This is a genomic window from Nocardioides sp. NPDC047086, from assembly GCF_040643685.1.
GTDB lineage: Bacteria > Actinomycetota > Actinomycetes > Propionibacteriales > Nocardioidaceae > Nocardioides.
This window is the reverse complement of record NZ_JBEYUV010000011.1, coordinates 114,395-139,288: the sequence shown is the minus strand read 5'-3', so window position 1 is coordinate 139,288 and position 24,894 is coordinate 114,395. Positions and strand designations below refer to the sequence as shown.

General features: G+C 68.0%; 24 protein-coding genes and 1 tRNA gene. 5 read left to right on the top strand and 20 right to left on the bottom strand.

The genetic code is table 11. The annotated features are described in order from the left end of the window. Positions 1–57 precede the first annotated feature (57 nt). A complete protein-coding gene (locus ABZ796_RS11005; RefSeq protein WP_357336872.1) occupies positions 58–537 on the bottom strand; it encodes a MarR family transcriptional regulator in 480 nt (159 codons plus the stop codon). A 216-nt stretch (positions 538–753) separates the two neighbouring features. Here ABZ796_RS11005 and ABZ796_RS11000 point away from each other — a divergent pair, with 216 nt between their 5' ends. Then, positions 754–2,052: an MFS transporter gene (locus ABZ796_RS11000; protein ID WP_357336870.1), complete on the top strand. Its 1,299-nt coding sequence runs from the start codon at positions 754–756 to the stop codon at positions 2,050–2,052. A 118-nt stretch (positions 2,053–2,170) separates the two neighbouring features. On the opposite strand, the gene ettA is transcribed toward ABZ796_RS11000, so the two are convergent. The 5 genes from ettA to ABZ796_RS10975 all read right to left on the bottom strand — a co-directional run bounded on the left by ettA (position 2,171) and on the right by ABZ796_RS10975 (position 9,322). Beyond that, positions 2,171–3,853, bottom strand: a complete 1,683-nt coding sequence (gene ettA, locus ABZ796_RS10995) for an energy-dependent translational throttle protein EttA (RefSeq protein ID WP_357336869.1) — start codon at positions 3,851–3,853, stop codon at positions 2,171–2,173. A 59-nt stretch (positions 3,854–3,912) separates the two neighbouring features. Next, positions 3,913–4,440, bottom strand: a complete 528-nt coding sequence (ssb, locus tag ABZ796_RS10990) for a single-stranded DNA-binding protein (protein WP_357336867.1) — start codon at positions 4,438–4,440, stop codon at positions 3,913–3,915. A gap of 149 nt (positions 4,441–4,589) precedes the next feature. Continuing rightward, positions 4,590–6,242: a YfjP family GTPase gene (locus tag ABZ796_RS10985; protein ID WP_357336865.1), complete on the bottom strand. Its 1,653-nt coding sequence runs from the start codon at positions 6,240–6,242 to the stop codon at positions 4,590–4,592. 27 nt (positions 6,243–6,269) lie between these two features. After that, positions 6,270–8,159: a dynamin family protein gene (locus tag ABZ796_RS10980; protein ID WP_357336864.1), complete on the bottom strand. Its 1,890-nt coding sequence runs from the start codon at positions 8,157–8,159 to the stop codon at positions 6,270–6,272. Then, positions 8,156–9,322 carry a PrsW family intramembrane metalloprotease gene (locus ABZ796_RS10975; protein WP_357336862.1) on the bottom strand — a complete coding sequence of 389 codons (1,167 nt, stop codon included), beginning with the start codon at positions 9,320–9,322 and terminating at the stop codon, positions 8,156–8,158. Before ABZ796_RS10975 ends, ABZ796_RS10980 begins: the two co-directional genes overlap by 4 nt. A gap of 123 nt (positions 9,323–9,445) precedes the next feature. On the opposite strand from ABZ796_RS10975, the gene ABZ796_RS10970 reads away from it, so the two are divergent. Further along, entirely contained in the window at positions 9,446–10,870 is a 1,425-nt protein-coding gene (locus tag ABZ796_RS10970) for an aminopeptidase P family protein (RefSeq protein WP_357336860.1), read from the top strand. Positions 10,871–10,974: 104 nt separating this feature from the next. Then, entirely contained in the window at positions 10,975–11,772 is a 798-nt protein-coding gene (locus ABZ796_RS10965) for an N-acetylmuramoyl-L-alanine amidase (protein WP_357336859.1), read from the top strand. Positions 11,773–11,804: 32 nt separating this feature from the next. Here ABZ796_RS10965 and ABZ796_RS10960 read toward each other — a convergent pair whose 3' ends face one another. Further along, entirely contained in the window at positions 11,805–13,508 is a 1,704-nt protein-coding gene (locus ABZ796_RS10960; RefSeq protein WP_357336857.1) for a hypothetical protein, read from the bottom strand. Between the two features lie 462 nt (positions 13,509–13,970). On the opposite strand from ABZ796_RS10960, the gene ABZ796_RS10955 reads away from it, so the two are divergent. Further along, a tRNA-Arg gene (locus ABZ796_RS10955) sits at positions 13,971–14,047 on the top strand. 14 nt (positions 14,048–14,061) lie between these two features. Here the strand turns inward: ABZ796_RS10955 and ABZ796_RS10950 are convergent. The 12 genes from ABZ796_RS10950 to ABZ796_RS10895 form a co-directional block, all read right to left on the bottom strand. Continuing rightward, a complete protein-coding gene (locus tag ABZ796_RS10950) occupies positions 14,062–15,261 on the bottom strand; it encodes a site-specific integrase (protein ID WP_357336856.1) in 1,200 nt (399 codons plus the stop codon). 10 nt (positions 15,262–15,271) lie between these two features. After that, positions 15,272–15,466 (bottom strand): helix-turn-helix domain-containing protein, encoded by a 195-nt coding sequence (locus ABZ796_RS10945; RefSeq protein WP_357336854.1) that lies wholly within the window; start codon positions 15,464–15,466, stop codon positions 15,272–15,274. Further along, complete coding sequence (locus ABZ796_RS10940; protein WP_357336852.1) at positions 15,466–17,052, bottom strand: replication initiator; 1,587 nt, start codon at positions 17,050–17,052, stop codon at positions 15,466–15,468. The genes ABZ796_RS10945 and ABZ796_RS10940 overlap by 1 nt, the downstream gene beginning before the upstream one ends. 232 nt (positions 17,053–17,284) lie before the next feature. Further along, a complete protein-coding gene (locus tag ABZ796_RS10935; protein WP_357336850.1) occupies positions 17,285–17,560 on the bottom strand; it encodes a WhiB family transcriptional regulator in 276 nt (91 codons plus the stop codon). After that, on the bottom strand, positions 17,557–18,882 hold the full coding sequence (locus ABZ796_RS10930) for an FtsK/SpoIIIE domain-containing protein (RefSeq protein WP_357336849.1): 1,326 nt from the start codon (positions 18,880–18,882) through the stop codon (positions 17,557–17,559). The genes ABZ796_RS10935 and ABZ796_RS10930 overlap by 4 nt, the downstream gene beginning before the upstream one ends. A gap of 103 nt (positions 18,883–18,985) precedes the next feature. After that, positions 18,986–19,162, bottom strand: coding sequence for a hypothetical protein (locus ABZ796_RS10925; protein ID WP_357336848.1), 177 nt, complete (start codon positions 19,160–19,162; stop codon positions 18,986–18,988). Beyond that, entirely contained in the window at positions 19,159–19,485 is a 327-nt protein-coding gene (locus ABZ796_RS10920) for a hypothetical protein (RefSeq protein ID WP_357336846.1), read from the bottom strand. Before ABZ796_RS10920 ends, ABZ796_RS10925 begins: the two co-directional genes overlap by 4 nt. Beyond that, positions 19,485–19,952, bottom strand: coding sequence for a plasmid replication, integration and excision activator (locus ABZ796_RS10915; RefSeq protein ID WP_357336845.1), 468 nt, complete (start codon positions 19,950–19,952; stop codon positions 19,485–19,487). Before ABZ796_RS10915 ends, ABZ796_RS10920 begins: the two co-directional genes overlap by 1 nt. 195 nt (positions 19,953–20,147) lie before the next feature. Then, complete coding sequence (locus tag ABZ796_RS10910) at positions 20,148–20,423, bottom strand: hypothetical protein (RefSeq protein WP_357336844.1); 276 nt, start codon at positions 20,421–20,423, stop codon at positions 20,148–20,150. 130 nt (positions 20,424–20,553) lie between these two features. Then, complete coding sequence (locus ABZ796_RS10905; RefSeq protein WP_357336878.1) at positions 20,554–21,765, bottom strand: MFS transporter; 1,212 nt, start codon at positions 21,763–21,765, stop codon at positions 20,554–20,556. Between the two features lie 8 nt (positions 21,766–21,773). Further along, positions 21,774–21,989 carry a DUF397 domain-containing protein gene (locus ABZ796_RS10900; RefSeq protein WP_357336843.1) on the bottom strand — a complete coding sequence of 72 codons (216 nt, stop codon included), beginning with the start codon at positions 21,987–21,989 and terminating at the stop codon, positions 21,774–21,776. Positions 21,990–21,999: 10 nt separating this feature from the next. Further along, on the bottom strand, positions 22,000–22,839 hold the full coding sequence (locus ABZ796_RS10895) for a helix-turn-helix transcriptional regulator (protein ID WP_357336841.1): 840 nt from the start codon (positions 22,837–22,839) through the stop codon (positions 22,000–22,002). A 134-nt stretch (positions 22,840–22,973) separates the two neighbouring features. Between ABZ796_RS10895 and ABZ796_RS10890 the strand changes: the two genes are divergently transcribed. Beyond that, on the top strand, positions 22,974–23,519 hold the full coding sequence (locus ABZ796_RS10890) for a hypothetical protein (protein ID WP_357336839.1): 546 nt from the start codon (positions 22,974–22,976) through the stop codon (positions 23,517–23,519). Between the two features lie 117 nt (positions 23,520–23,636). Here ABZ796_RS10890 and ABZ796_RS10885 read toward each other — a convergent pair whose 3' ends face one another. Beyond that, complete coding sequence (locus tag ABZ796_RS10885) at positions 23,637–24,620, bottom strand: hypothetical protein (protein ID WP_357336838.1); 984 nt, start codon at positions 24,618–24,620, stop codon at positions 23,637–23,639. Between the last annotated feature and the right edge of the window lie 274 nt (positions 24,621–24,894).

Genomic DNA, 24,894 nt, shown 5'->3' with positions numbered 1-24,894 from the left:
CAGCCCAACCCCGAAGCCGCCGTGTCGGCGCGTTATAACGCGCCGACTCGGCGGATCTCAGCGCATCTCGATGCCGGGGCGGTCGCTGATCAGGTGGTCGGAGACGGTGTTCATCACGCGCCCCAGCGCGGCGAAGTCTTCCGGGCTGACCAGATCGATGAGGTAGTCGCGTACGCCGGTGACGTGGACCGGAGCCGCCTCGCGCAGCAGCTCGAAGCCGCGGTCGGTGAGGGTGGCGACGACGCCGCGGCCGTCCTCGGCGGAGTTGCGGCGTTCGACCAGCCCGGCACGCTCCATCCGGGTGATCGTGTGCGTGATCCGGGAGCGCGAGTGGGCCAAGGAGTCGGCGAGCTGAGCCATCCGCATGGCGCCGTCGTTCTCGGAGAGGCGTACGAGGATCTCGTACTCCGGGAGCGAGATGTCGAAGCGGCCGCGTAGGTCGGCGTCCAGGCGGTCATCGAGCAGGGTCATCCCCATCATCAGCGCACGCCACGAGCGCTGTTGCTCTTCATCCAGCCACCGAGTCTCATCACCCACGGGGCATTACGTTAGCCCTCTCTCCGGGCTGTTCCTTGCACTGGCACCCCTTAACGGCGAGGAAGTTGTCACCAAAGTTTCGATGCGCACCCGGGACGAGAGCCCTGAAACAGTCGGGACCAACGGAAGAACGAGTCGGGACCTTAGCCCGGCACCAGCCTTCACGGGTCCGAGAAACAATTCGCCACGACTCCGGGTAAAGGCGAAGATTGTGCGGTGTCGACTCCCCCTGCCCTCGGTCTCCGTGACTTCGTAGCCGCACTTCCACGCGAGGGCCGCTGGCTCCTGTCGACGGTCGCGATCCAGCTCCTCGGCCGCGGCATGACGCTGCCGTTCACGATCATCTACCTGCATGAGGTACGCGGCTTCGACCTCGGCCTCGCCGGCACCCTGATGGGCCTGATCGCCATCGTCGGTTTCATGGTCACGGGTCCGGCGGGCAGCCTGATCGACAGGTACGGGGCCCGCCCGGTGATCCTCGGTGGCCTGGTGTGCGCGATCGCCGGTGACGTCATGCTCGCCTTCGCCACCACCCCGGTGCTCGCCGGGGCGGCGCTGTGCCTGCTGGGCGTCCAGGCCGGGGTGTCCTGGCCGGCCGCCAATGCCCTGGTCGCTACCGTGGTCGAGGGCGAGCTCCGGCAGCGCTACTACGGGGTGAACTTCGCGCTGATCAACCTCGGCATCGGCGTCGGCGGCGTCATCGGTGGTCTCTTCATCGACGTGACCCGGCCCGAAACGTTCACCTACGCCTTCCTCGCCAACGCCGCCACCTTCACGATCCCGGCCCTGGTCCTGCTCGGCCCGCTGCGTCATCTCCACGGGCGCGCCGCGCGTCCTGCCGACGACGCACCCGACGCGACCGCGTCGTACGCCACGATCCTGCGCCGTCCCGAGGTCATCTGGCTGGTGGTGATCGGGGTGCTGCTCTCGACCCTGGGCTACGGCCAGATCGAGAGCGGATTCCCGGCCTACTCGCGCCAGATCTCCGAGGTCTCGACCCGCGTCGTCGGGTTCGCGTTCGTGGTGAACTGCGCGGTGATCGTGCTCGCCCAGTTCTGGGTGATGAACCGGGTCAGCGGCCGACGGCGCACCCGGGTGCTCGTCGCCACCGCCGCGATCTGGGGGCTGGCCTGGGTGGTGTTCGGTGCGACCGGCCTGGTGCCGGGCTCGGTCGCGGCCATCGTCGGTGTGGTCGCCTTCCAGGGGATCTTCTTCGCCCTCGGCGAGACGCTGATGCAGTCGGCCTACCCCGCCCTGACCAACGACATGGCACCCGACCATCTGCGCGGTCGCTACAACGCGATCAACTCGGCCTCGTTCCAGACCGGCGCGATCGTCGGCCCGATCCTGGCCGGGTTCCTGCTCGAGCACGGACAGTCGACGGTGTTCATCGCGCTGATGGTGGTCGGCTGTGTCGGCATCGTGGCCGGCTCGATGCGCCTCGAGCGCCGGATCACTCCAGCCGTGAACGGCGTACGTCCCGCGCTGACCGCCGAGCGAGTCGGCTCGAACTGACCCCGATTCCCGCCGAGTCGGCTCGTCATGACGCGCCGACTCGGCATGGGTTTTGGTCAGAACGCGCCGACTCGGCGCGTCCGTACGAGACAGACGCGCCGAGTCGGCGGGGGTTTGATCAGTCGCGGGTGAGGCGACGGTGGGTGACGCGGTGGGGGCGGGCGGCCTCCTGGCCGAGGCGCTCGATCTTGTTGGCCTCGTAGGACTCGAAGTTGCCCTCGAACCAGAACCACTCGCCCTCCTTCTCCTCGGTGCCTTCCCAGGCGAGGATGTGGGTGGCGATGCGGTCGAGGAACCACCGGTCGTGGGAGGTGACCACGGCGCAGCCGGGGAAGTCGAGCAGCGCGTCCTCCAGCGAGGAGAGCGTCTCGACGTCGAGGTCGTTGGTCGGCTCATCGAGCAGCAGCATGTTGCCGCCCTGCTTCAGGGTGAGCGCGAGGTTGAGACGGTTGCGCTCACCACCGGAGAGCACGCCGGCCTTCTTCTGCTGGTCGGGACCCTTGAAGCCGAAGGAGGCGACGTAGGCCCGCGAGTTCATCTCGAAGTTGGCGACCTTGATGAAGTCCAGGCCGTCGGAGACGACCTCCCATACGTTCTTGTTGGGGTCGATGCCGCCGCGGCTCTGGTCGACGTAGGAGATCTTCACCGTCTGGCCGACGTTGAGCTCACCCGCGTCGGGCTTCTCGGAGCCGGTGATCATCCGGAACAGCGTGGTCTTGCCGACGCCGTTGGGGCCGACGATGCCGACGATGCCCGCACGCGGGAGCGAGAACGAGATGTCGTCCCACAGCGTGCGACCCTCGAAGCCCTTGACCAGACCCTTGGCCTCCATCACCACGTCGCCCAGACGCGGGCCCGGCGGGATGTTGATGTCGGCGGTGTCGATCTTGCGAGCCTTGTCGGCCTCCGCGGCGAGCTCCTCGTAGCGGGCCAGACGCGACTTCGACTTGGTCTGGCGGGCCTTGGCGTTGGAGCGGACCCACTCCAGCTCCTTCTCGAGCATCCGGGCGCGCTTGGCGTCCTTGAGGCCCTCGACCTTGAGGCGTTCCTTCTTGGTCTCCAGGTAGGTGGAGTAGTTGCCCTCGTAGCCGTGGATCGAGCCACGGTCGACCTCGGCGATCCACTCGGCCACGTTGTCGAGGAAGTAACGGTCGTGGGTGACCGCCAGGACGGCGCCCTTGTAGCTCTTCAGGTGACCTTCCAGCCACTGCACCGACTCGGCGTCGAGGTGGTTGGTGGGCTCGTCGAGCAGCAGCAGGTCGGGCTCCTGCAGGAGCAGCTTGCACAGCGCGACGCGGCGGCGCTCACCACCGGAGAGGTTGTCGACGATCGCGTCGCCCGGAGGGCAGCGCAGCGCGTCCATGGCCTGCTCCAGCTTGGAGTCGATGTCCCAGGCGTTGATGTTGTCCAGGTAGGTCTGGAGATCACCGGTCTCGGCCATCAGGGCGTCCTGATCGGCGTCGGGGTCACCCATCTCCATGTAGGCGTCCTCGAGGCGCTTCATCTTCGACTTGATCTCGCCGACCGCCTCCTCGACGTTCTCGAGGACGGTCTTGCCCTCAGTCAGCGGCGGCTCCTGCTGGAGCATCCCGACGGTCGCGTCCTGATCGCGGACGATGTCGCCGTTGTTGGGGTGGTCCAGGCCCGCCATCAGCTTGAGCAGCGAGGACTTACCCATGCCGTTCGGGCCGACGACGCCGATCTTGGCACCGTGCAGGAACGAGAGGGTGACGTTGTCGAGGACGACCTTGTCGCCGTGGGCCTTGCGCACATTGCGCAGGGAGAGGATGTAGTCGGCCATGGGCTCCACCCTAATGAGGTCGGGGCACGCCGGTACAACCGGCGCACACCCGGCTCACCTCAGGCCGCCGTGGAGTGCTCGGTCTCGGCGGGAGCCTCGCCGTCGTCGGGGATCGTCGGCTTCTGGTCCCACGGGTCGGCGCCCGGGGCACGCCAGTCGGAGATCGGGTCCCGCTCGGGATCGTCCTCGCGAGGCTCGGAGGCCGGCGCGGCGACCGCGGCCAACGTACGCGGGTTGCGCGAGATGCTGGACATGCCGCGGTTGAGGTCGTGGCCGACCACGTTGGCCTCGACCTCGAAGGTGCTGACCTCGAGACCGTCCTTGTTGACATAGCTCCGGGCCGTCAGCCGCCCCTGGACGACCACGGGGTCGCCCTTGCGCAGCGATCGCCCGACGTTCTCCCCCAGCTGTCGCCAGGCGCTCACCGAGAACCATTGCGTGACGCCGTCGCTCCACTCACCGGTGGACCGGTTGAGCTTCCGCGGTGTACACGCGATCCGGAAGTTCGCCACCGAGACCTCACCGACGCTTCGCACGACGGGGTCGGCGCCGACGTTGCCGCGCAGGGTGATGATCGAGTCGTTCATCGTTGTCTCCTCAGTGTTCGCGCCCGCCTGATGCGGGCCTCGAAGACAACCCTGCGCTCGACCACCGACAGTTCCGGGCGACGTACGTCCACCTGTGGACAACCCCGGATCGAACCGCCCCTGTGGACAGTGATCGGCCCGCCGAGCGGTCAGCGCAGCGCCTTGGCCACTCCGTGCCGGAGGGCGGTGTAGGCGGCCAGCTCGGTCTCGATCGGGTCGACGACGAGCTCACGTGAGACGTCGGCGACCGCCGCCCGCAACCGCGCATCGGCCGCCCGCGCCCGCCGCCGCGCGGTGGTGATCACCAGCAGATGGCACACGGCCCAGAGCACCAGCCCGAGCCCGACACCCCCGAGGAGCAGGACGTACGGCAGCTCCACCCCGGCGAGAGACGGCGTCGCGTCGCCAAGCTGAGCGCCACCGGAGAGAAGCAGCGCCACCGACCACACCAGCCCGACCGTGGCGAGGATGATCAGCAGCCACTGGAGCGCCTTGACCAGCCCGGTCCACAGCGGCAGCCGCTCGGCGTTCAGGTCGACTCCGCCGACCGAGGCGTCGAGCCGGTCCGCGAGGTCATCCATCCGCGAGACCGACGCCCGCCGGATCGCGTCGCGCCACGGCGAGGCGAGACCGGCACCGGCCTCGTCGGCCAGCTGACGTACCTCGGTGTCGACCCTCGCGCGCTCGACGGCGGTGGTCTGCGGCAGCGAGGTCCGGGCACGCCCGGCCAGCTGGGTCGCCTCCTCCCCCAGCGCCAGGTGAAGCCGCTTCAGGGGGTCCGGCCTCAGCCGGGACACCCACGAGACCAGCGGCCAGCCCGTGGCCGCACGGGCCCGGGTGCGTACGGACCGCTCGACGGCGTCCACCACGGTCGGCACCCCGGCCGCCTCGGCGATGGCGTCCTCGAGGGCCTCGACCCGGGGCTTGGCCAGGGAACGCGGCTTGGCGTCCCCGGACGCCTTGGCGAGCTTCACGGCAGCCGTCTTGATGTCGGCCGAGAGCCGGGACTTGTTGGCGCGCTTGGCCGCGGCCCGCTGGGCGATCTCGGTCTTGAGCTGCGGGATCCCCCAGCCGAGCTTGGCCGAGACCGGGATCACCGGGACGTTGCGCAGCCCGTCCTGGTCGAGGAGGCGGCGTACGTCACCCAGCATCGACTCACGACGGTCCTCGGGAACGCGGTCGATGTGGTTGAGCACCACGACCATGATCTCGGAGTGGGTGCGCAGCGGCTGCAGGTAGCGGTCGTGGATGGCCGCGTCGGCGTACTTCTGCGGGTCGAGCACCCACACCAGCATGTCGGCGAGCTCGACCAGCCGGTCGACCTCGAGATGGTGGGAGACCTCGGTGGAGTCGTGGTCGGGCAGGTCCAGCAGCACCACGCCGTCGAGCTCGTGCCCCTCCCGGCGGGTGTCGAGCATCGAGTCGCGGGTGGTCTGGTGACGCTCGGGGATGCCCAGCCACTCGAGCAGCTCCTGAGCGCCCTCCGAACCCCACACGCAGGCGGTCGCCCACGAGGTGGTCGGCCGCCGGACCCCGACGGCGGAGAGCTCCAGCCCGGTCAGGGCGTTGAACGTGGACGACTTGCCCGACCCGGTCGCCCCCGCGACCCCGACGACCGTGTGGTCGGCGGAGAGCTTGAGGCGTCCCTGGGCCTTGTTGACCACCGCGCGCGCGTCCTCGACGAGTCCGTCATCGAGACGCCCCGTCGCCGCCGCGGTCGCAGCGGTCAGTCCGTCCAGCCGATCACCGAGGTCCCCACCTCGGCCGACCAGGTTCTTTGCACCTTCGAGCAGGCCGCTCAATGATCCCCCTAAAGTCCCTGACAAGTCTCAGCTGTCGCTGCGCTGGCTGGCGAAACGGGCGTCGCCGACCTTACGCGCGGCATGCCGGAGTCGCTCCGGCGCACCGTGATCGATCTGTAGCGCGTCGACCTGACCCGTGTAGCGCGCCCGCTCCTCGTCGACGAGTCCCACGATGCGTACCTCCAGCGCCTTGCGCGCCCTGGACGCCAGCCCGCGCACGGCCTGGTCGCCGAAGACCGCCTCCAGCAGCTTCTGACCGATCAGGAGGGTGCCGCCGGCGATGCCCACCTCGGCACCGACGAGCGCTCCTCCGGTCGAGGCGAAGACGACCACCATCAGCGCGACGCCCAGCCCGTTGACCCCGTAGGAGAGGAACTTCGCGGTCGTACGCTTGTCCTGACCCTCGCTGCGCACCATGTCGAGCACGTCCTGCTGCCAGTCGCGCACCGCACGCTCGGCCTTGGGTCGCAGCGCGCGCGAGGCCCGGCCGAGGTCAGCAGGGCCGGCCGCGAGCAGCCCGCGCCCCGCGGGACTCATCTGCCAGGCCGCCTCGGCCCTCTCGGCAGCCGCCTCGCACTGCTCCAGGATCAGCATCTCCAGGCCGCCCTGCACGGCCGCGGTCACCCGTTCGGCCTGCTGCGGCTTGCCCTTGATCGAGCCCAGGATCTTGTCGCGGAGCATCCCCACTCGCGTCTCGAGCGCCTTGAGGATCTCCCCGGTGCCGACGAACTCCTGCCAGCGCGCGAGCACCTCGCCGCGCAGCAGCGTGCCGTCGGCGGTCGCCGCCATGATCGACTTGAGCGCCTCGTCGTAGGCCATGTCCGCATCGGTACGCAGCCGCTGCGCGGCCTCTCCCTGACCGTCCGCGGTGTCGGCGATCGGGTGCACCTCCAGGGTCAGCGCCCGCACCGCACCGTCGAGGGTCTGGGTGACGACCTGGTGTCGCGCGGTGGCGTCGTCAGCGAGCATGTCGAGCCAGGCACGCACCTCGGCGACGTGCTCGGCCGGCAGCAGCCCGTGCTCGGAGACCTCGCCCTCGTGGACGATGAAGAGCGGTGAGTCCTTGAGCCCGCGTGAGGCGAGCATCCGGGCCAGGTGGCCGGCGACGGTCTGGACGGCCTCGGTCGGAGTGCGGTCGAGCACCACGGCCACCGCGGTGGAGCGGTTGGCGGCGAGCTGGAGGAACTCCCACGGCACCTGGTCGGCGTAGCGCGCGGCCGAGGTGACGAAGACCCACAGGTCCGCCGCGGCGAGCAGCTCGGCCGCGAGCACCCGGTTGGCCTCCTCGACCGAGTCGACGTCGGGCGCGTCCAGGATCGCCAGACCGGGGTGGAGCCGGTCGCTGGCGACCAGCTGCAGCGCGCCGGGGTCGTTGGTCGGGTGATTGACCCGCTCCAGCTCGGGAAGCAGGCGGTCCTGGCCGAACCAGCGGCCATCCTCGGGGTTGTGCACCAGCACCGGCGAGCGGGTCGTCGGCCGCAACAGCCCCGGCGTGGTCACCTTGGTGCCGACCAGCGAGTTCACCAACGTCGACTTGCCGGCGCCCGTGGAGCCGCCGACGACCGCGAGCAGCGGCGCGTCGATGGTCATCATCCGCGGGATCACGTAGTCCTCGAGCTGCTCGACCATGTTCTGCCTGGCGGCCCGCTGCTCGTCGGCGCCTGGCAGGTCCAGCGGCAGGGTGACCTCGGTCAGCGCCTGGTGGAGCTGGATGAGCGAGGTCACCATCCGGCTGCCCTCGCCCCCGGACGCCTCGATCTCGGCTCGGGCGGCCTCGAACTCCGTGGTCGGCTTCTCCGCGAGCATCCCCGCCGTCAGCGCCTCATAGGCAGCCGGGCGGGCCTCCGGAGTGTTCTCCGGAGCCGCGTCCGGCGCGGTCTCGGGCGCGGCGTCGTCGTGTGTGTGTTCTTCACTCATCCGGTCATCACCTGCCCGCTCGGGAACGCGATGTGTGGACGTACCTCACTGATGCGGTCAACGTATGCCCTCCCCCGGGCGGCGAAGTCCGGCGGCGGGTTGCCGCGCAGAAATCGCCAGTGCAAGTATGCGAGCTCGATGGCAGCCTGCTGGTATTCACGCATGGCCGCAAGCCCCTGAGCCCCTCCGTGGGCCGCCGCGAACTTCCGCGCCTGCTCCCGGCGCCGCAGATCGACCACCCAGCCGATGTCGGTGTAAGGAATCAGCCCGCGTTGGGCGGCGTCGGTCAGCGACCGGGTCAGCACGATGCGCTCGGACTTTCGCCGCCACACCGCGAAGACCACCATCGAGACGAACGCGGGCACCATCACCACGACGTACGCCAGCAGGAAACCGGCCCCGTCATAGAGCAGTGTCGAGCCGTTCCAGGTGCCGTGGGCGAGGACCGCGATGGCGTATCCCAGCAGCGGCGCGACGACCTTCAGCCAGCGCTTGCGCGTCACCACCGCGATGCCGATGCCGATGCCGGTGAAGGCGGTGAAGAGCGGGTGCGCGAAGGGGCTGAACAGGCAGCGCATCACGAAGACGGCGGTGAACTCGCCGAGGTGTCCCGTGGAGCTGTCGCCCATGCCGGGCGTGCCGTTGTAGGTGCCGCCCAGGTAGAGGATGTTCTCGGTGAAGGCGAAGCCGATGCCGACCATGCCGGCATAGACGATCCCGTCGAGCACCCCGTCGAGGAGGTGGCGGCGCCAGACCAGCAGCACGAAGAGGAAAAGACCCTTGGCCGCCTCCTCGGTGACCGGCGCCACGATCGCGAGCTGGGTCGGCTCGCTCCACCCGGCGAGCAGCGCCCCGACGCTCTGCACGATCAGCGCGGCGGCGACCGCGACGAAGGCGCCCCAGCCCAGGCCGAGCGCGAGCAGCGACTTCGGCTCGGGCTCGTAGCGGTCCAGCCACAGGAAGGCATAGACCAGCGGCACCACTGGGATCGCCGCGAAGAGGACCCCCAGGATCGCGCCGGTCGGAGCGAGATGGTCGTTGACGAGGCTCGTGCTCAGCAGAACGATGCCGAGCACCGGCAACGAGGTCAGCACGACGAGCACGCCCACCACGATGGTGAACGTGCGGTTGCTTCTTGTCGGATCCTTCGGGATCGCCCCCATGCGCGCCAGACTATCGGGCGTGCGGACCACACGCGCGACCCGACACCGATCGAGACGTCCTCGCAGCCCCGTGGCCTGGGAACTCACGAGCGTCGTCGTTCCGGCGCGGCGTACGATTCCGGTATGACGGACAATGGCGCCCCCACCCCTGCAGACGACCACACCGAGAGCCACGACCAGACGGTTCCGGAGGCGTGGTCCACGTTCATGAGGGAGGGCTGGGACGACCGCGAGGTCGAAGTTCCCGAGCATCCGATCACGCCGTGGGCGGCCGCGCGCCGGGAGCGGCTCTCGGGCATCTTCCCGGGTGAGCGCCTGGTCGTCCCGGCCGGAACCTACAAGGTCCGCGCCAACGACACCGACTACCGCTTCCGCGCCGACACCGCGCACGTGCACCTGACCGGCAACCAGACCTCCGACGCCGTCGTCGTGATCGAGCCCGACGGCTCCTCGGTCCTGTACGCCCGTCCGCGCAGCGGCCGCGACACCGACGAGTTCTTCCGCGACCGCCAGTACGGCGCGCTCTGGGCCGGTGCGCGTCCCTCGGCCCGGGAGCTCTCCGACTCGCTGGGCATCGAGGTACGCCACGTAGACCAGCTCGACTCCGCGCTCGCCGGGAGCACCCCGACCCGGGTCCTCCGCGGAGTCTCGGCCGACGTCGACAAGCTGGTCAGCCCGGCCGACGGCGGCCGCGACGAGGAGTTCGCCAAGGCGCTCTCCGAGCTGCGCCTGATCAAGGACGAGTGGGAGCTCGGCGAGCTCGCGGAGGCCTGCGACATCACCGTGCGCGGCTTCACCGATGCGGTCCGCGAGTGGGACCAGGTGCTGAAGCACGGCGAGCGCTGGATCGAGGGCACCTTCTTCCGCCGCGCCCGTGCGGAGGGCAACGACCTCGGCTACGACTCGATCGTCGGCGGCGGGTCCCACGCCACCACGCTGCACTGGATCGACAACGACGGGCCGATCGTCCCCGGCGAGCTGGTGCTGCTCGACATGGGCGTCGAGGGCCACAACCTCTACACCGCCGACATCACCCGCACGCTGCCCATCTCCGGGACGTTCACGCCGCTGCAGCGCAACCTCTACGAGCTCGTCTACCAGGCCCAGCAGGCCGGCATCGAGGCGATCCGCCCGGGCGTGACCTTCCGGGCCGGCCACTTCGCCGCGATGGAGATCCTCGCGCACGGGCTGGACGACCTGGGGCTGCTCCCCGTGTCCGTCGACGAGGCGCTCTCGGAGGACAACAAGACCTACTCCCGCTGGACCCTCCACGGCGTCTCCCACATGCTCGGCCTCGACGTCCACGACTGCGCCTCCGCGTCGAAGGAGACCTACGTCGAGGGGCCGCTGCAGGAGGGCATGGTGCTCACCGTCGAGCCGGGCCTCTACTTCCAGAAGGAGGACAAGCTCGTCCCCGAAGAGCTGCGCGGCATCGGCATCCGCATCGAGGACGACATCGTCGTCACCAAGGACGGCTCCGTGAACCTCTCCGCCGGCCTGCCGCGCACGGCCGACGATGTCGAAGCGTGGATGGGCCAGTATCTGTGAGCTTGGATGCTGACCGAGGCGATGTCCTGAGCTTGTCGAAGGGTAACTCGGTCGAGCGGCGCTTCCTTCGTGGAGTTCCACGAGGGCAGCGACTGCTCACCGAGGTGACTCGGTCAGCGGCCGCCGTGGCCGGCTGCCTCGCCCTGGCATCGGCCCTGACCGCCTGCAGCCCAGGACGTACGCCACGACAGCAGCCCGCCGCGTCGGCGACGCCGAGCGCCTCGGCGTCACCGGTCCCCGAGGACGTCTTCGACGGCACCGTGGTCGGGATCGACCCGGGCCACAACGGCGGCAACGCGGACGCACCCGAGGTGATCAACGAGCCGGTGTGGAACGGGCGCTCGCAGAGCCCGTGCAACACGACGGGCACCGCGACCGACGACGGCTACCCCGAGACCGACTTCACCTGGGCCGTGGCCACGAAGCTCGCCGCCGACCTGCGCGAGTCGGGCGCGAAGGTGGTCATGACCCGCGACGGCAACGACGGGGTCGGGCCGTGCATCGATGAGCGCGCGAAGATCATCAACGATGCGAAGGCCGACGTCGCGATCGACATCCACGCCGACGGGGCGGCCCCGTCCGAGCGGGGCTACTCGCTGCTGATCCCGGTGCCGTCGGGCACCAACGACGAGGCCGTCCAGCCCTCGCGACGCTACGCCCGGCTGCTCCGCACCGAGATGCGGAAGACCGGGATGCCGCTGGCCTCCTACCTCGGTGCGGGCGGATTCGTGGAGCGCGACGACCTGGCCGGCCTCAACCTCACCACGGTGCCGCAGGTGCTGCTCGAGACGGGCAACATGCGCAACGCCGAGGACGCGCGCCTGCTGAAGTCCGACCGGTTCCAGGCGCGGACGGCCGCCGCCATCAAACGGGCGATGGCGGCGTACCTCCGCTCCCGCTGAGCCCGACTCGGCTCAGCTCAGGTCAGGTCAGGTCAGAGCTTCGTCCACTCGACGGGCTCGAGGCCGTACTCCTCCGCGATCGGCCCCCACGCCTTGGCGGCCGCCTTCTTCGGGTCGTGGCTGGCCAGGCTGAGCGTGGTCGCCTTCTCCAGCTTGCGCTTGCCGCCGATGCACTCGCCGTCGTCGTTGACCTTGCGCTTCTCGCCCCAGGCCGCGAAGGCCAGGTCGGCGTTCTGCGAGGTCATCCACGCGGACTCGAGGTTCTTGACCAGCTTCCGCGATCCCGGGAGAACGGCGGTGTCGATCTTGGCGACCTTGGCCGCCAGCTCCTCGCGGGAGGCCGCGGCGTCCTGGAAGGTCTGGATCGCCTCGTCGATGTTCTCGCAGGCCTCGAGGTCGGCCTGAGCCGCACCGATGGCCGCCTTGTCCTCGGCCGAGGTCTTGATGAGGTCGTCGATCTTCTTGGCCTCGGCCGCGGCACCGCCCTCGGTCGTGGTGGCGCCCTGGGTGGTGCCGGTCTCGGCGTTGGCGTCGTCGTTGCTGTTGATCAGGCCGATGACGAAGGCGATGATCGCGACCACGACGGCCAGCGCGAGGACGATCAGACCCCAGCGCTTCAGATCGAGACCACCAGGTCCCTTGCCCTGACCGCCCTGACCACCCTGGCCGCGCTGCGGCTCGTAGCGGGCGTCGTAGGCGTTCCCGTACGGGTCATAGCCCTGCGGCGCCATCGGCGGCGGCGCCGGGGTGTTGGGCCCGCCGCCGACCGGCGGCTGCCCGACGAGGGTGGCGTCGGTGTAGGCGTTGTGGCCGTAGGGGTCACCGTACGGCTGGCCGAAATCGCCCTGGGACTGGTCCTGCGGCTGCCCGTAGGGCTGCTCGTACGCCTGGTCGAAGCCCTGGTCGTACGGCTGGTCGTAGGGCTCGTCATAGCCCTGCGACCACGGCGCCTGGGCCTGGTCCGGCTCGAGCTGCGGCGCGAGCGGGGCGTAGGCAGGGTCGCCGTACGCCGGGGCCTGGCCCTGGTCGGGCGCCGGGGCGTCGAACTGCGGCTGCGGCGGAGCGAACTGCTCGAACTCGTCACGCGGACGGGTGCCCCCGCGGGTCTCCTCCTCGTCGACGGCGTCGAACCGAGGGCTCATCGCGACCTGGGTCTCGTCCGGACGGACCGGCTCGGGCCGGCGTCGCTCGACCGGCGGCATCGCCTCGTAGGTCGCCTCGGGGCCCGGGCCGCCGAACTGCGGCGCGGGCTCGGCGAAGGTCGGGTGCTCCGCGCTCTGGTGGTACGCCGCGGCCGGACGCTCGGGCAGCGGAGGCGCGGCCACGGGCTCCGGGGTCTGCGGCGCCTGCGGTTCAGGCATCTGCGGCACGGACGCCGGCGCGGGCGGCTCGGGCGTGCGCTCCTGCGCGGCCGGCCGCGTCGGCAGATCCGGGAGCGGCGCCGGTGCCTCCGGCCGAGACTCCGGCACAGGCTCCGGCTCCGGGGTAGCAGCCGGGGTGGGCTCCTCCGCGGCGCGCTTGCGCTTGGGCAGGAAGAGCGACTGCGACTGGGAGGCGAGCTCGGGCTCGAACTTCGGCGTACGCGCCGCCAGCCCGAACAGACCACCCCCGTCCGAGCCTGCCGGCGGCGGGGCCATGCCACCACCGAAGGCGGGCTGCTCACCGCTGGGGGAGGTCATGCTCAGCTGAGGCGCCATCGAGGCCCCCGGCGTACGCCTGACCTGCTCGAGCGGCAACGGGGCCGCCTCTGTGTCGGCCTCGGGCGTGGCCGCTTCCTGACCACGCCTCGGCAACGACAGACCACCCTGCTCAGGATCGGCACCCCGCTGCGGCAGTCGCGGCGGTGCGACCGGCTCCGGTGCACCCTGCGACGGCGGCTGATGAGCGCTTCTGACGGGGGTCCCACAACCTGTGCAGAAGCGCATACCGGTGACGGCTGCACCGCACGAGGTGCACATGGACTCCATAGTCATGTCCGGGGACCTTACCGATGATCGCGCCCAGTCTCGAACCCTCGTGGTCCGCCAATCGGACACTCACGTCGACAGTGTGGGGACAGTGCACCCAAATACCCCCCACACCTTGGTAACACTCCGGCCAGCGTTTCGGATTCCGATGCACATGAGGGATACGGGCACCGGTAAGATCGTGCGCGGCCTGCGCAAACCCCCTTCCGGCGGGGTGCTCACACGGGCCACGCCTCCGTAGCTCAGCTGGATAGAGCATCGGCCTTCTAATCCGACGGTCACAGGTTCGAATCCTGTCGGGGGCGCCAGAAAAAATACCTGGTCAGACATCTTCAGGACCTTCGGCGTGTCGCCCTTCGTCACCGTTTTCCGGGTCCTGAGGGCGCACTTCGGGCACACCGTGATCGGTCAGGTAGTCGGCTACTTCAGCCACCAACTCATCCGCCAGGTCCTCGACCACGCCGTCTACGAGCCCGTCGAAGAGCTCATCCATCGCAACGGCCACGGCGTCGAGGTCGTCGGCGAAGAGGCCGGCGTATACATCGAGGGTCATCGCGGCTGACGCGTGGCCCAACATCCGTTGCACAGCTTTTACGTTAGCTCCGGCTCCGACGGCCAAAGATGCGGCGGTGTGTCGAAGGTCATGAGGCGTGAAGCCAACCAAGCCGACCTTGGAACAGGCCGGATCGAAGACCCGAGTACGCCAGTTCCGCAGGCGCAGAGGGCCACCCTCAGGAGCCGTAAACACCAGGTCGTCCGGTCCTTTCCCCGTGCATGCCGCAGCAATCTGCTCACTCAGTGACGGCGGAAACGGCACCGACCGTGAGTGATGCGACTTGGGAGCCGACCACACCAGGCGCCCGGCTACCTCGGTAACACTCTCGGCGATCACGAAGCGTCTACGTAAAAGATCCACGTGGCGCACCCTGAGCGCCGCCAGCTCACCGAACCGAAGTCCGCAGAAGACCAGGACCGCGATCACCAGGCCATGGACGCCAGCGGCCTCGATCAGCTGGACGACCTGCCGGGCGGTGAGGAACCGGGGCTGGAGTCGACGCGGACGCGGGAGCGGAACACGGGCAGCCGGATTTCGAGCCAGACGACCATCCTTCACCGCCTCATCGAGGATCAGCGAGAGCACCCGGTGAGCCTGACGGACACTGCCCGGGGCAAGACCCTGGTCAGAGAGGTCGTTGACCCATTCGCGCACGTCAGAGTGACGGACGTCGGTCAATCGCCACTTGCCGAACCTCGGCACCACGTACTTGCGGAACAGACCGCGATAGCGCATCGCCGTGGAGGCTTTGAGATGCCCAAGCCCCTTCTGCCAGGACTCCCCCACATCGGCCACCGAGACCTTGCCCGCTGCCGGATCGATGTACTGACCCCGGTGCATCTCAGCCCGCATCTGATCGAGCCAGCGCTGAGCATCAACCTTCCGCTCGAAGTTCTTCTTACGCTGCTTCCCTCCCGGATCTCGCCAACGTGCCTGCCAACCCGAGCCGGCCGGGTTCTTGCTCACCGAGGCCATGTCACGCCGCCTCTCTCTGCTGCTCGATCCAGGCAACGACCGCCTGACGTTCGAAACGCAGATGCCGGCCCAACCGGATTGCCCGCGGACCTTCACCGCGCACGCGCCACTGATAGATGGTCGCCACGGGAACGCCGATGTAGGCCGAGACGTCATGGACCGTCCACAGCGGCTCGATTTCCACAACCCCACTCATCACTTGCTCCTGTCGTTGTTGGTGTGCTTGGTCTGGGCCTTCCACTGGTGGTACTCGCGGGCACGGGCAGCTGCCGCCAGGGCGAGGGCTTCGTCTCCGGGGTTCGTCCAGCCGGAACCCTGATAGGCCCACTCGCCGATCACGAGGGTCGTTTCTTCTTCGTCCGCCAGCAGGAGCGATTCCAGTCGGCCGAGGTCGAGGAGCTGCGCACGTGCTTCTTCGTCGGTGTGAGAGGCAGCGACCAGGGCTTGGTAGCGAGCCCGAGCGCGCCGCAGACGACCCAGGGTGATCGAGTAGCGCCGGGACTTGGTAGAGAAGTGCCCTCGGAACCCGAGCATGTGGGCCCACTTGCCGAGGTAGTGGTACGGGTTGAGGGGCTTGCCCTTTTCATCGGTCCCGTAGCCATAGTGGCCGGCAGCAGACTCGCCGAGGTCCCGGCATTCCTCAGCCATTCGGGACAGATGCGGCCGAGGCTCGTCAGCTCGAACTGAGTTGGCGTCCTTGGTCGCGTACTTCGCCAGGTATCCCGCCACTTGGCCGGGGGTGAGGTCGCAGTCAGGGTCCTCGAGGCGGTCACCGTCACGCACGACGCGGATATCGAGCTGCTTGCCCCAACGAAGCCGCCTCGAGGGATCACCCGCGTATGCCGGCGGAGCATCGAGGAACACCTCAGCTGTGGCGGCCTGAAGGATCTGGGCCAGGTCGAAACCATCCAACGGCGCAGCAGATCCCGGGCCGTCGGCGCCGTCGAGCCGGATCAGGCCGTGGAAGTGGACCAGGCCCCGGGCTTGGTATTCGGCGACCTTGACGAACTGCAGCGACGCGACCTTCCCCAGACGCGAGTCCGGGACCCCGAGACGACGAGCCAGGGCACGGCGGAGCGCTTGAGTGGTGTAGCGCCAAAGCTCGGGCAGGCAGTACTGCCAGATAACGGCGCTTTGCCAGTCGTAGCACTCGTGACACAGCGGCGCGCCATTGATCGTGTCGTCTTCGTCGTGACGCTGGTGACAGGACGTCGGTCGACCATGCGGGCAGCGTTCGCCTTTGTCACGAGCACGTGGCCGACAAGGCTTCCCTCCACGGAATCCGTGGACATGGCCGAAGGAGGGCGCGGTGAACGTAGCGAACAGCAGCGGATTCTCCGCCACCGTGTCAGGCACCGTCTTGCCACCAACGAGCCCGGCGTTGATCATCGCGAACGTGTCCCGGGCGTAGGTCCGGGAGCAGGACGGGCAGACGTCGGCGCGTCGGTTGCCGCAGGCCCGGTACAGCAGCCCCAAGGGTGCGTCGGCGGAGTCGAAGGAGGACAGCAGCCCGCCAATTTCACCGGTGATGGGGTCGAGCTGGTAGGTCTCGGAGCGGCCGACCAGGCGTACGGGGTGCGCGCAGTTCTTCACCGCTGCCGCGGTTTCGGCGAAGGCGTCGAAGGTCTTGTCGATCAGGCGGGTGGTGACGGCCTGGAGGCCGGCATCGGTGAGACCGGACAGATCCAGCGGCGCATCCTCCCCGAACCCAGGGAATGAGCCCCGAGCCGGAGACGATGCGTCACTGTGGATGCCCGGTGCATCCAGGGTCGAGATGGTCATGCGGACTCCCGCAGGCCAGCGCAGAGCCCGTCTTGATTCCACCATTGGATCGGCTCGTGAGCACACGAGGGGCAAGCACCGAGAGTGTGAGTCACGGGGCGGGGTTGTACGACGACGCAGCCGCACCACGAGCACTGGAACAGGGACTGCTCACCGCGCCGCATGGCCGGGGTCGGGGCGACCTCAAGGGGCTCCCAGCCGGGGATCTCGAGGACGAGTTGCTCCCACATCGTCATGCCGCACCCCTCAGCGAAGCCGCGGGCCGGGTGTCGAGCAGGTCAATCAAGTCGGCAGGTTCAGGGGCACGGTCGACCCCGGCCCACCATCCACCTGTGGCCTTCGAGGTGCGGGCGTAGGACTCGCAGGCGAGGCGGACCGGGCAGCCGTCGCAGGTCTCCCGCATCAGGTCGACCAGGACCGTGGGGGTCTCGATCGCGTCGGTCGTCCAAGGCAGACCTCGCGTCTCGGGGCGGGTGCAGGCCGCGTGATCCATCCAGGCCGGGGTCATCGCGCGCCTCCATCGGTGAGGGAGAGCTGCATCCCGGGCAGGTCACCAGGAGCGGCGTCCGAGATCGTGACCAGCTCGGGCTCTGCTGGGTAGAGCGAGGCAACGCGGCGGATCAGGTCGTCGGACCAGTAGTCGGCGCGGATGCGGTCGGTGGAGCCGTCCTCATCGATGATCCAAGCCGTACCCTGGGCAGCCTTGAGGATACGGTGTGCCGGGGCGAAGGGGGCCATACCGTCCCCGAGGACCATGTTCGTTTCCATCGCCGAGCGGAGCCGGAGAGCGATGGTCTGGGTGAACAGCCCGCGCATGTCGATGACCTCCTTACGCGGGTCCTGGACGAACGCGCACACCACGACACCGACGGCGCGGGCGATGGAGAGCAGCCGCTTGAGGAGCCGCTCGGCCTCCTTCTTGATGTCTTGGTCGGCGTAGGCCGTCAGCGAGGCCAGCTCGTCGATGACGAGGACGTAGAGCGGGTCACCCGGGGCGGGCTTGTGGTTGCGCGAGACCCCGCGCAGCTCCTCGGTACGGGCATCAGCGATCGCGACGAACTCCCGCAGCCGCTCCAGGGCCTGCTCCCCGGTGACGGCGATCTTGGTGAACAGCGGGGCACCCATGGTCAGCTCCATGCCGCCCTTGAGGTCGATCCCGTAGACACGCGCAGCATCAACCTTGATCGCGGGAGCCAGCGACCCGACGATGCCCCACAGGAACGAGCCCTTCCCAGAGCCCGAGGCGCCGACCACGAGCGTGTGACGCTGCTCGATCTGGAGGGCGAAGGGCTTGCCGGACTGGCGGCGCCCGAGCAGGACCGATTCAGTCTGCATCCGGGGCTCGGGCATCGCGGCGACCGAGGGGGTCTTGATCAGGTCCCGCATCACCAGCTCGAACATCACAGTCGAGCCGGCACGACGCTTGGGCGGGTAGACCCGGTAGGCGTCGGCCGAGTAGGTCGCGGCCAGTTTCGGGGCGAAGGCCTCGAGGTCGGCCAGGGCCTGGCCACGGCGGGTACGGACTTTGAGGGTCACCGAGTGAGCCGAGGTCGTCACCCGCTTGAGGCGAGGGTCGCGCCACTTCTCGATGGACTCCTCCCCCACCCCCATCTTCTTCACCCGCTTGGTCCGACGCTTTGACAGACCCGACTCACGAGCCATGGACTTCCAGGTGATCCGGAAGACCAGCCACCACCAGGCGCGCCGGCCGATGGAGACCAGCCAAGACAGGGCGGCCAGGGTCGCGGGGCGGGTCGGCTTGATCACGACCAGGACCGCCACCGCCATAGCGACCAGGCCGCCGAGGCTGACGTAGATCGTCTCGTTCATCAGATGCTCCCTTCGTTGCGCTGCTTCGAGGTGTCGAGCTGGAGACCCGCCAGCCGCCACGGCTTCCCCTCCATGACGACCAGCGGGCGAACGTGGGGTGTGCTCACAGAGCCGCTGCCTTAGCGCGGCAGATCGGGCACACCTGGGTTGAGAGATCGGGGTAGTCCCAGGTCCAGGCAGTCCCAGCGTTGGGCTGGCCGCACAGGGTGTTGTCGGCGTTAAGGCCGGCGTAATGCGCGGGGTCGGAGCCGTCGCCGATCCAGACGAGGTAGAGGCTCATGCCGCCACCCCGGGCGCGTTATGGGTGGCCTCGACCAGTTCCCGGACCCAGCCCGGGGCGCTCGCCAGGGCAGGGATGCCGCTAGCTATGCCCCGGGCGAAACGGACGCCCTCGAGCCAGTGGGCCGAGGTGGTGCCGCCGGTCGGGCCGATCACATCGAAGACTGGCCCCGAGATCATGACGCTGAGCGATCCGTCCGGGCGGGAGTCGATCTCCAGGACCGTGACAGTGAAGGTCCGGCCCTTGGAGTCGGCCCCAGTCGGGGCGTCGGTGACCACGTAGCGACGGCTCGTGAGAGCCAGGCTGATCCTCGGGGCACTCATCACGCCGCCTTCGAGCTAGCGGCAGCAGCACCGGCAGCGGGCTTACGCGCGGCGTTGTCGCCGGGCTTCACCATCGACTCGGCGCGGTAGGACCACGTGATCCGGGTCCGGTCCTGGCCCTCACGGTTCTTGCCGTTCGTGTACTCCACGTACGGCAGAGCGGTCAGGCCGACGAACTCCACCGGGGTCCACGGGAACGGGGTCTCGTTAGCCGGGGGCACCGGCTGGTGCTTGGCCAGGAACTTGACCGTGATCGCGGTGTCCTTCTTCCCCGCCGTGTCGTCAGCGTCGAGGACCATGACCTGCCAGATCGGGAGCCCGGTCTCCTTGTCGGTCTGCTGGGGCATCGACCCATCGGCCCGCTTCCCTGCCTGGAAGTCGAGGACGGGCTCGACCTCACCCTTGAGGAACGCCCCCTGCGGGAACACGTCACCGTGCTGGACTGCGAAACGCTGCTTCATCGCCATTGTTCGTTCTCCTTGGCTCTGCGTAGCGACCTATTCACTACTGCATAACCACGACTATGCACGAGTGAATAGCATGAGTCAAGGGCAACGCCCGAACTTGCTCGAAGGAGGCTCAGACGACGGCGAGGGACGTACGACAGACGTAGAGGACCTTCGCGACCTCTACGCGGTGCCGAGCGTGCGATGCATCAAGGATCAGCGCAGTAGGTAGGCGAACGAGCGTCCGACAGCGTTGATCAACACAGCGATCGCGGTCAGGCCGGTGATCGCCGTCCACAAGATCCTGTTGAGCCACTCCAAGCCGCTCAGCGGAGCGTCGGCACTCACTTCTTTAGGCTGTCGACGGCCGAACGAAAGCGTGCGCTCCGTCATCTCCATCAGTTGCCTGTTGTGGGGAACGCTCCACCGCCACCAGGCGTAGGAGAAGAGCCCGAGCAACGCCCCCGCTAAGAACGTCGCAAGTATGTTCACGTGTCATCCCCATTCACCTGGTCGGGGGAAACCTATCGGGCTCGAGCCCCGCGCGTGGAGAAAAGCAACAGCGCCGGCCCGGGAGAGCGCCCCCGCGAGGAGAAGCGCGGCGTCGGGCGACCCAGGAGACTCAAACACGACGGGCGAGAGCCGCAGGCAGGAACGCCACGGCTCCAGCTACGAGGACCGCGCAAGCCAGGAAAAAGGCGGCATCGAGGCTCACGGCGGAAGCCACCGCTCCCCCGACCACCGCACCCAGTGCGGCAACTCCGACACCCACGACGCGCGTACCTGCCGTAATCCGGCCGAGCAGATGATCCGGGGTCAGGGTCTGACGAGCCGTCCCGCCGACCACGCTGACGACCGTTGAGGCGAGGCCGACAACGACCAGTGCAGCGTCCGAGGCATACACGTTCTGCGTGGTGACGACCACGAGCCAGGCGATGCCTTGCAGCGCGAGGGCAACGGAGTACGTCGAGGCGGCCGACAGGACCCGATGCACACGGGGTCCGAGCCAGCCACCCACCGCGCCGCCAACCGCGAGCATCGCGAGCAAGATGCCGAAGCCTTGGTCATGAAGGCCGAGCGTGTCTTGGGCAAAGAGCACCAGGATTGCAAAGGCGATGTTGTAGCCGAAGTTGTACGTCCCTATTCCGAGCGTGAGCAGGCGCAGGCCCGGGTGCCGCACGAGGTAGAGAACGCCGTCTCGCACCGCGTGATGGACCGGTTGGGCTCCATCAGGATGTTCAGCGCGGCCGAGTCCAGAGAGACCGACCAACAGGAGCGCGGAGACGAGGAACGTCACCGAATTCAGAGCGAATGGCAGCACCGCAGCCGATGCGAAGAGGGCCGCGCCCAGTGGCGGACCAACCAGTGAGCGACCGAAGATATCGAGCGTCCAGAGATGCCCGTTGGCCTTGGCCAGTGCCGCAGGCTCGCGGGTCGCGAGGACCGGGATTGCGGCCTGTGCGGCCGGATCGAAGAAGCAGCTGGCGCACGCGATCATGAAGACAACAGCGATCAGGCCCCAGATCGGGAGCCATTCCACCAGGACGCCCACCGCGACGAGCGCCAGGAGAACCACACGGACCAGGTCCGCGATGATCATCGTCTGCCGCCGTGGCCACCGATCGACAAGAGCGCCGGCCGGGAGACCGACAACGAGCCACGCAGCGTACGAAGCCGCCGCAACAAGCGACACGAGAAGCGGGTCCCGAGTGAGAGAGGCGGCGAGCAGTGGCACGGCCGCCGTCGCCGCCCCCTGCCCGATCATGGAAACGCCAGTGGAGGCCAGCAGACGCCCAAGCCCGCGCGGGCTGGTTCCTGGCTCTCTGACCTCCACTGGTGCACTCACTTGCTCAATGCCTCCATGGTGAACTCACCGTTTCCGACGCCCATCAAGAACGCCTCCCACTCCTTGCGATTGAACTCCAGGACAGGGCCAGCGCCGTTCGCCTTGGTGTCGCGTACGCCGACGATGCCGTCGACCTCGGCCACTTCGACGCACGCACCCGAGTCGCTGCCGGTGCTCTTCCGCCAACGCGCGTTCTGCCACTTGTCATTCATCGAGCACTCCTCATCCCTTTGTGCCTCGCAAGTTGCGAAGCGTGGTCTCCAGATACTGCCGGGACGCCTCGACGTTGAGGGCGTCTTTCTGCAACCGCTCGAAGGTTGAGGCATACGCCGACACGTCGACATCGTCAGAGAGGTACGTGTCTGCCGTCAACGACTCGAGCATCACCACCGACGGCCTGTCGTCGGTGAAGTCGTAGATCAGGAACCCAGCAATCGCGAAGGCTGCTGCCTCGCCGCCAGGCGGAAGGATCCTCAGATCGACACGTTCGGGGTCGACGTCGGCCAGATGTTGCAGTTGCTCCGCCATGACGGCGGGCTCACCCGGCCACCGCATCAGTGCACGGGCATCGAGCACCACTTCGTAGCGCGCTGATCCTTCCGAGATAAACGCATCTTGACGAGCAACACGACGCGTTGCGATGGCGTCACTATCAGCGAGACCGAGGGCGTCAGCCACTCCGCGTGCATACCTTCGGGTTTGGAGAAGGCCAGGGACCATCAGGCCTTGATGCTGGCGCAATCGCGTGACGCGTTGCTCAATGGCGCGAAGTTCTCCATGACGACGGCGACTCCCTCCAGCACGAACCACCCAGGCCCCCGCTAGTCCTTCCCGCCGAGCCACGGTCGCGAGTAGCTCGGCCCGGACCTCTTCGGGGGCGCCGTAGTAATCGAGCAGCGTCGCGATCTCTTCGAGCGAGGCAGCAAAGCGACCAGTCTCGACCCTGGACACCTTCGGCTGGGACCATCCGAGCTCGCGTGCAACCGCCGATCCCGAGAGCCCAGCATCCTCGCGATAACGGCGGAGTTCGCCGCCGATCCGTACGAGCGCTGCGTCTGTCACCCTTCACCCCTTAAGTCATGCATGCATGCATAACGAGCGTAGACCCTCGCGCTCGATCAGCAACAGTCCCCGAGCTGAACACAGTTGAGCGACGATCCCGCCGCTCGCCTACGGGATCTGGCTACGATTTCCCTGTGTCCGCTCCGGTCTGGGTCTTCGTCGGTGTCATCGCTGGGTCTCTGACAACCGGGCTTCTACAACTTGCCCAAACGATGTTGAACAACCGCGTTTCGAAGGAATCCTCGACGGCCGAGCGCCTCTTTCAGCACAAGCATGAAGCCCATATCAACTTTGCTCGGGTTGCTCGCGCGTTTGAGACCTGGCATGACGGCCGTAGCGCCAGTGGACCTGTGTTTCGCGACTTCACGCCTGATGACAAGATGCTGCCGACGCCAACCGGGCCCGAGGCTGCAGCTGCCGGGCGGGCCATCCTCGACGAGGGCCAACTCGCCTTCCAGACCATCTCGCTCTACGGAGCCGACGCCTGCCGCGAACCAGCCAAGGATCTCCTGGAGCTGTGGCATGAGACGCTCTTGGCGGTCGAGGTCGCTGGCGGCTACACCAGCGCCTACTGGGTCCCCAACATGAGCCTCTGGGATTACGAGAACCTCCAACTCGAGCGCAGCAAGGCATATCGGACGTACGAAAGCGCCGCCCGGAGAGACTTGGCGGTCGACTAGCATCACGCGCTCGGCTACTGTCTCCGGCTTCACCTAGACGCCAGGAGGCCTCGGTAGTACTTCGCCCGCGACCGCTGGTTCCCCTTGAGAGGAGTGGGGGAAGTTTCCCCCGCGACCTCAGAGATAGATCGCCATCGGGAGGACCTGGACACACGGTCCCTCGACGATGGAGCTCGAGGTGTCTAGTCCGGGTGCGAGGTCGCGCAGTCCTGAGATCGCGTCATTGGCCATCGTGGGGCCCGCCGCACCGAGCACGGTGCGCCTCGACAAGTCGATCTGGTCGCCCTCAGGGATGAACCGAGTCACCTTGCCGATGACATTGAATTCTCCGGCGCGAAGGTACTCGTGAGTAGCGCGGCCGTAGTACTCCGAAGAGACTGTGAGAACGACGTTCAGGCCGGTGTCCGTACTCATGAGTATGTCGTGCACTGGAGCGTCGGCGATCTCATCTGCCATGCGGACAATGAATTTGAGCCCCCACTCTTGCTCGGCCGTCTCAGCGACATTCTCGATCGATCCGAGCGACTCGAGAGCCTGCTTGGCCGCCTCTTTCGCGGCAGGGTTCCCGGATCTCCCGCCCGACTTGGCCTTTCCCTTGGCACTCTCAAGCGCGGCGCGCTCGATCTCCTTCTGTTCGATCATGTACGGCAGCAGGGTCCCAAAGAAGGACAACATGTCCTCCAGTGGGTTGCCCCTATATCCGCCAAGGAAGCGAACGAGTTGGCCCACTTCAAGGGTGTCCAGGTCCTCGACCGTCTCCATCGGGCGGAGTTGCTTGTCCTGAACGAGAACGTCATAGAGTCCGTTGAAAAGGCTCGCCGCTGTTCGGATGCGCTCCGACTTGGTCTCCGTCGTGCTCTCATCCTTCCGGTGATCCGAGCCCTCGCCTCCAGCCTCAACGTTGGCGGCCGCCGGGAGCCGAAACCGGAACCCAGCACGTGCTTTGAGGAGCCGCTCGTGAGCGCCAGTGAGTCGGTGGGTCTCCTCTTCGCCTGTCGCTACACCGCCCTCAAGATGAGCTAGGAAGCTGATCATCATCGCGGTATCGAGATAGATCGGGTGGATCAGCGCGTAATCCACGCTGGGTTCGAGAGATGTCATGCCGCCATGCGTACCAGTCACCCGATCCGCTCTTAACCTTTACAGCCGCCGCCATACCTCACTTGGAGTATGCGCGAGCTCCGGACGGACGGCGACGCGTGAAGGTCGTGAGAACTTTCTCTACTGACTCAAGGCGCGCTCCGCGCGCTGGCCCGCCGCCGGCGGGCCAGGGACCCCCGCGCTCCGGGCATGCGGCCTGGCGGCCGGTCCCTACGCGCACCCCCGGCCCGACGGCGCCGGGCAAAACGAGAAGAGCGCCTGAGCCAGTAGCCCA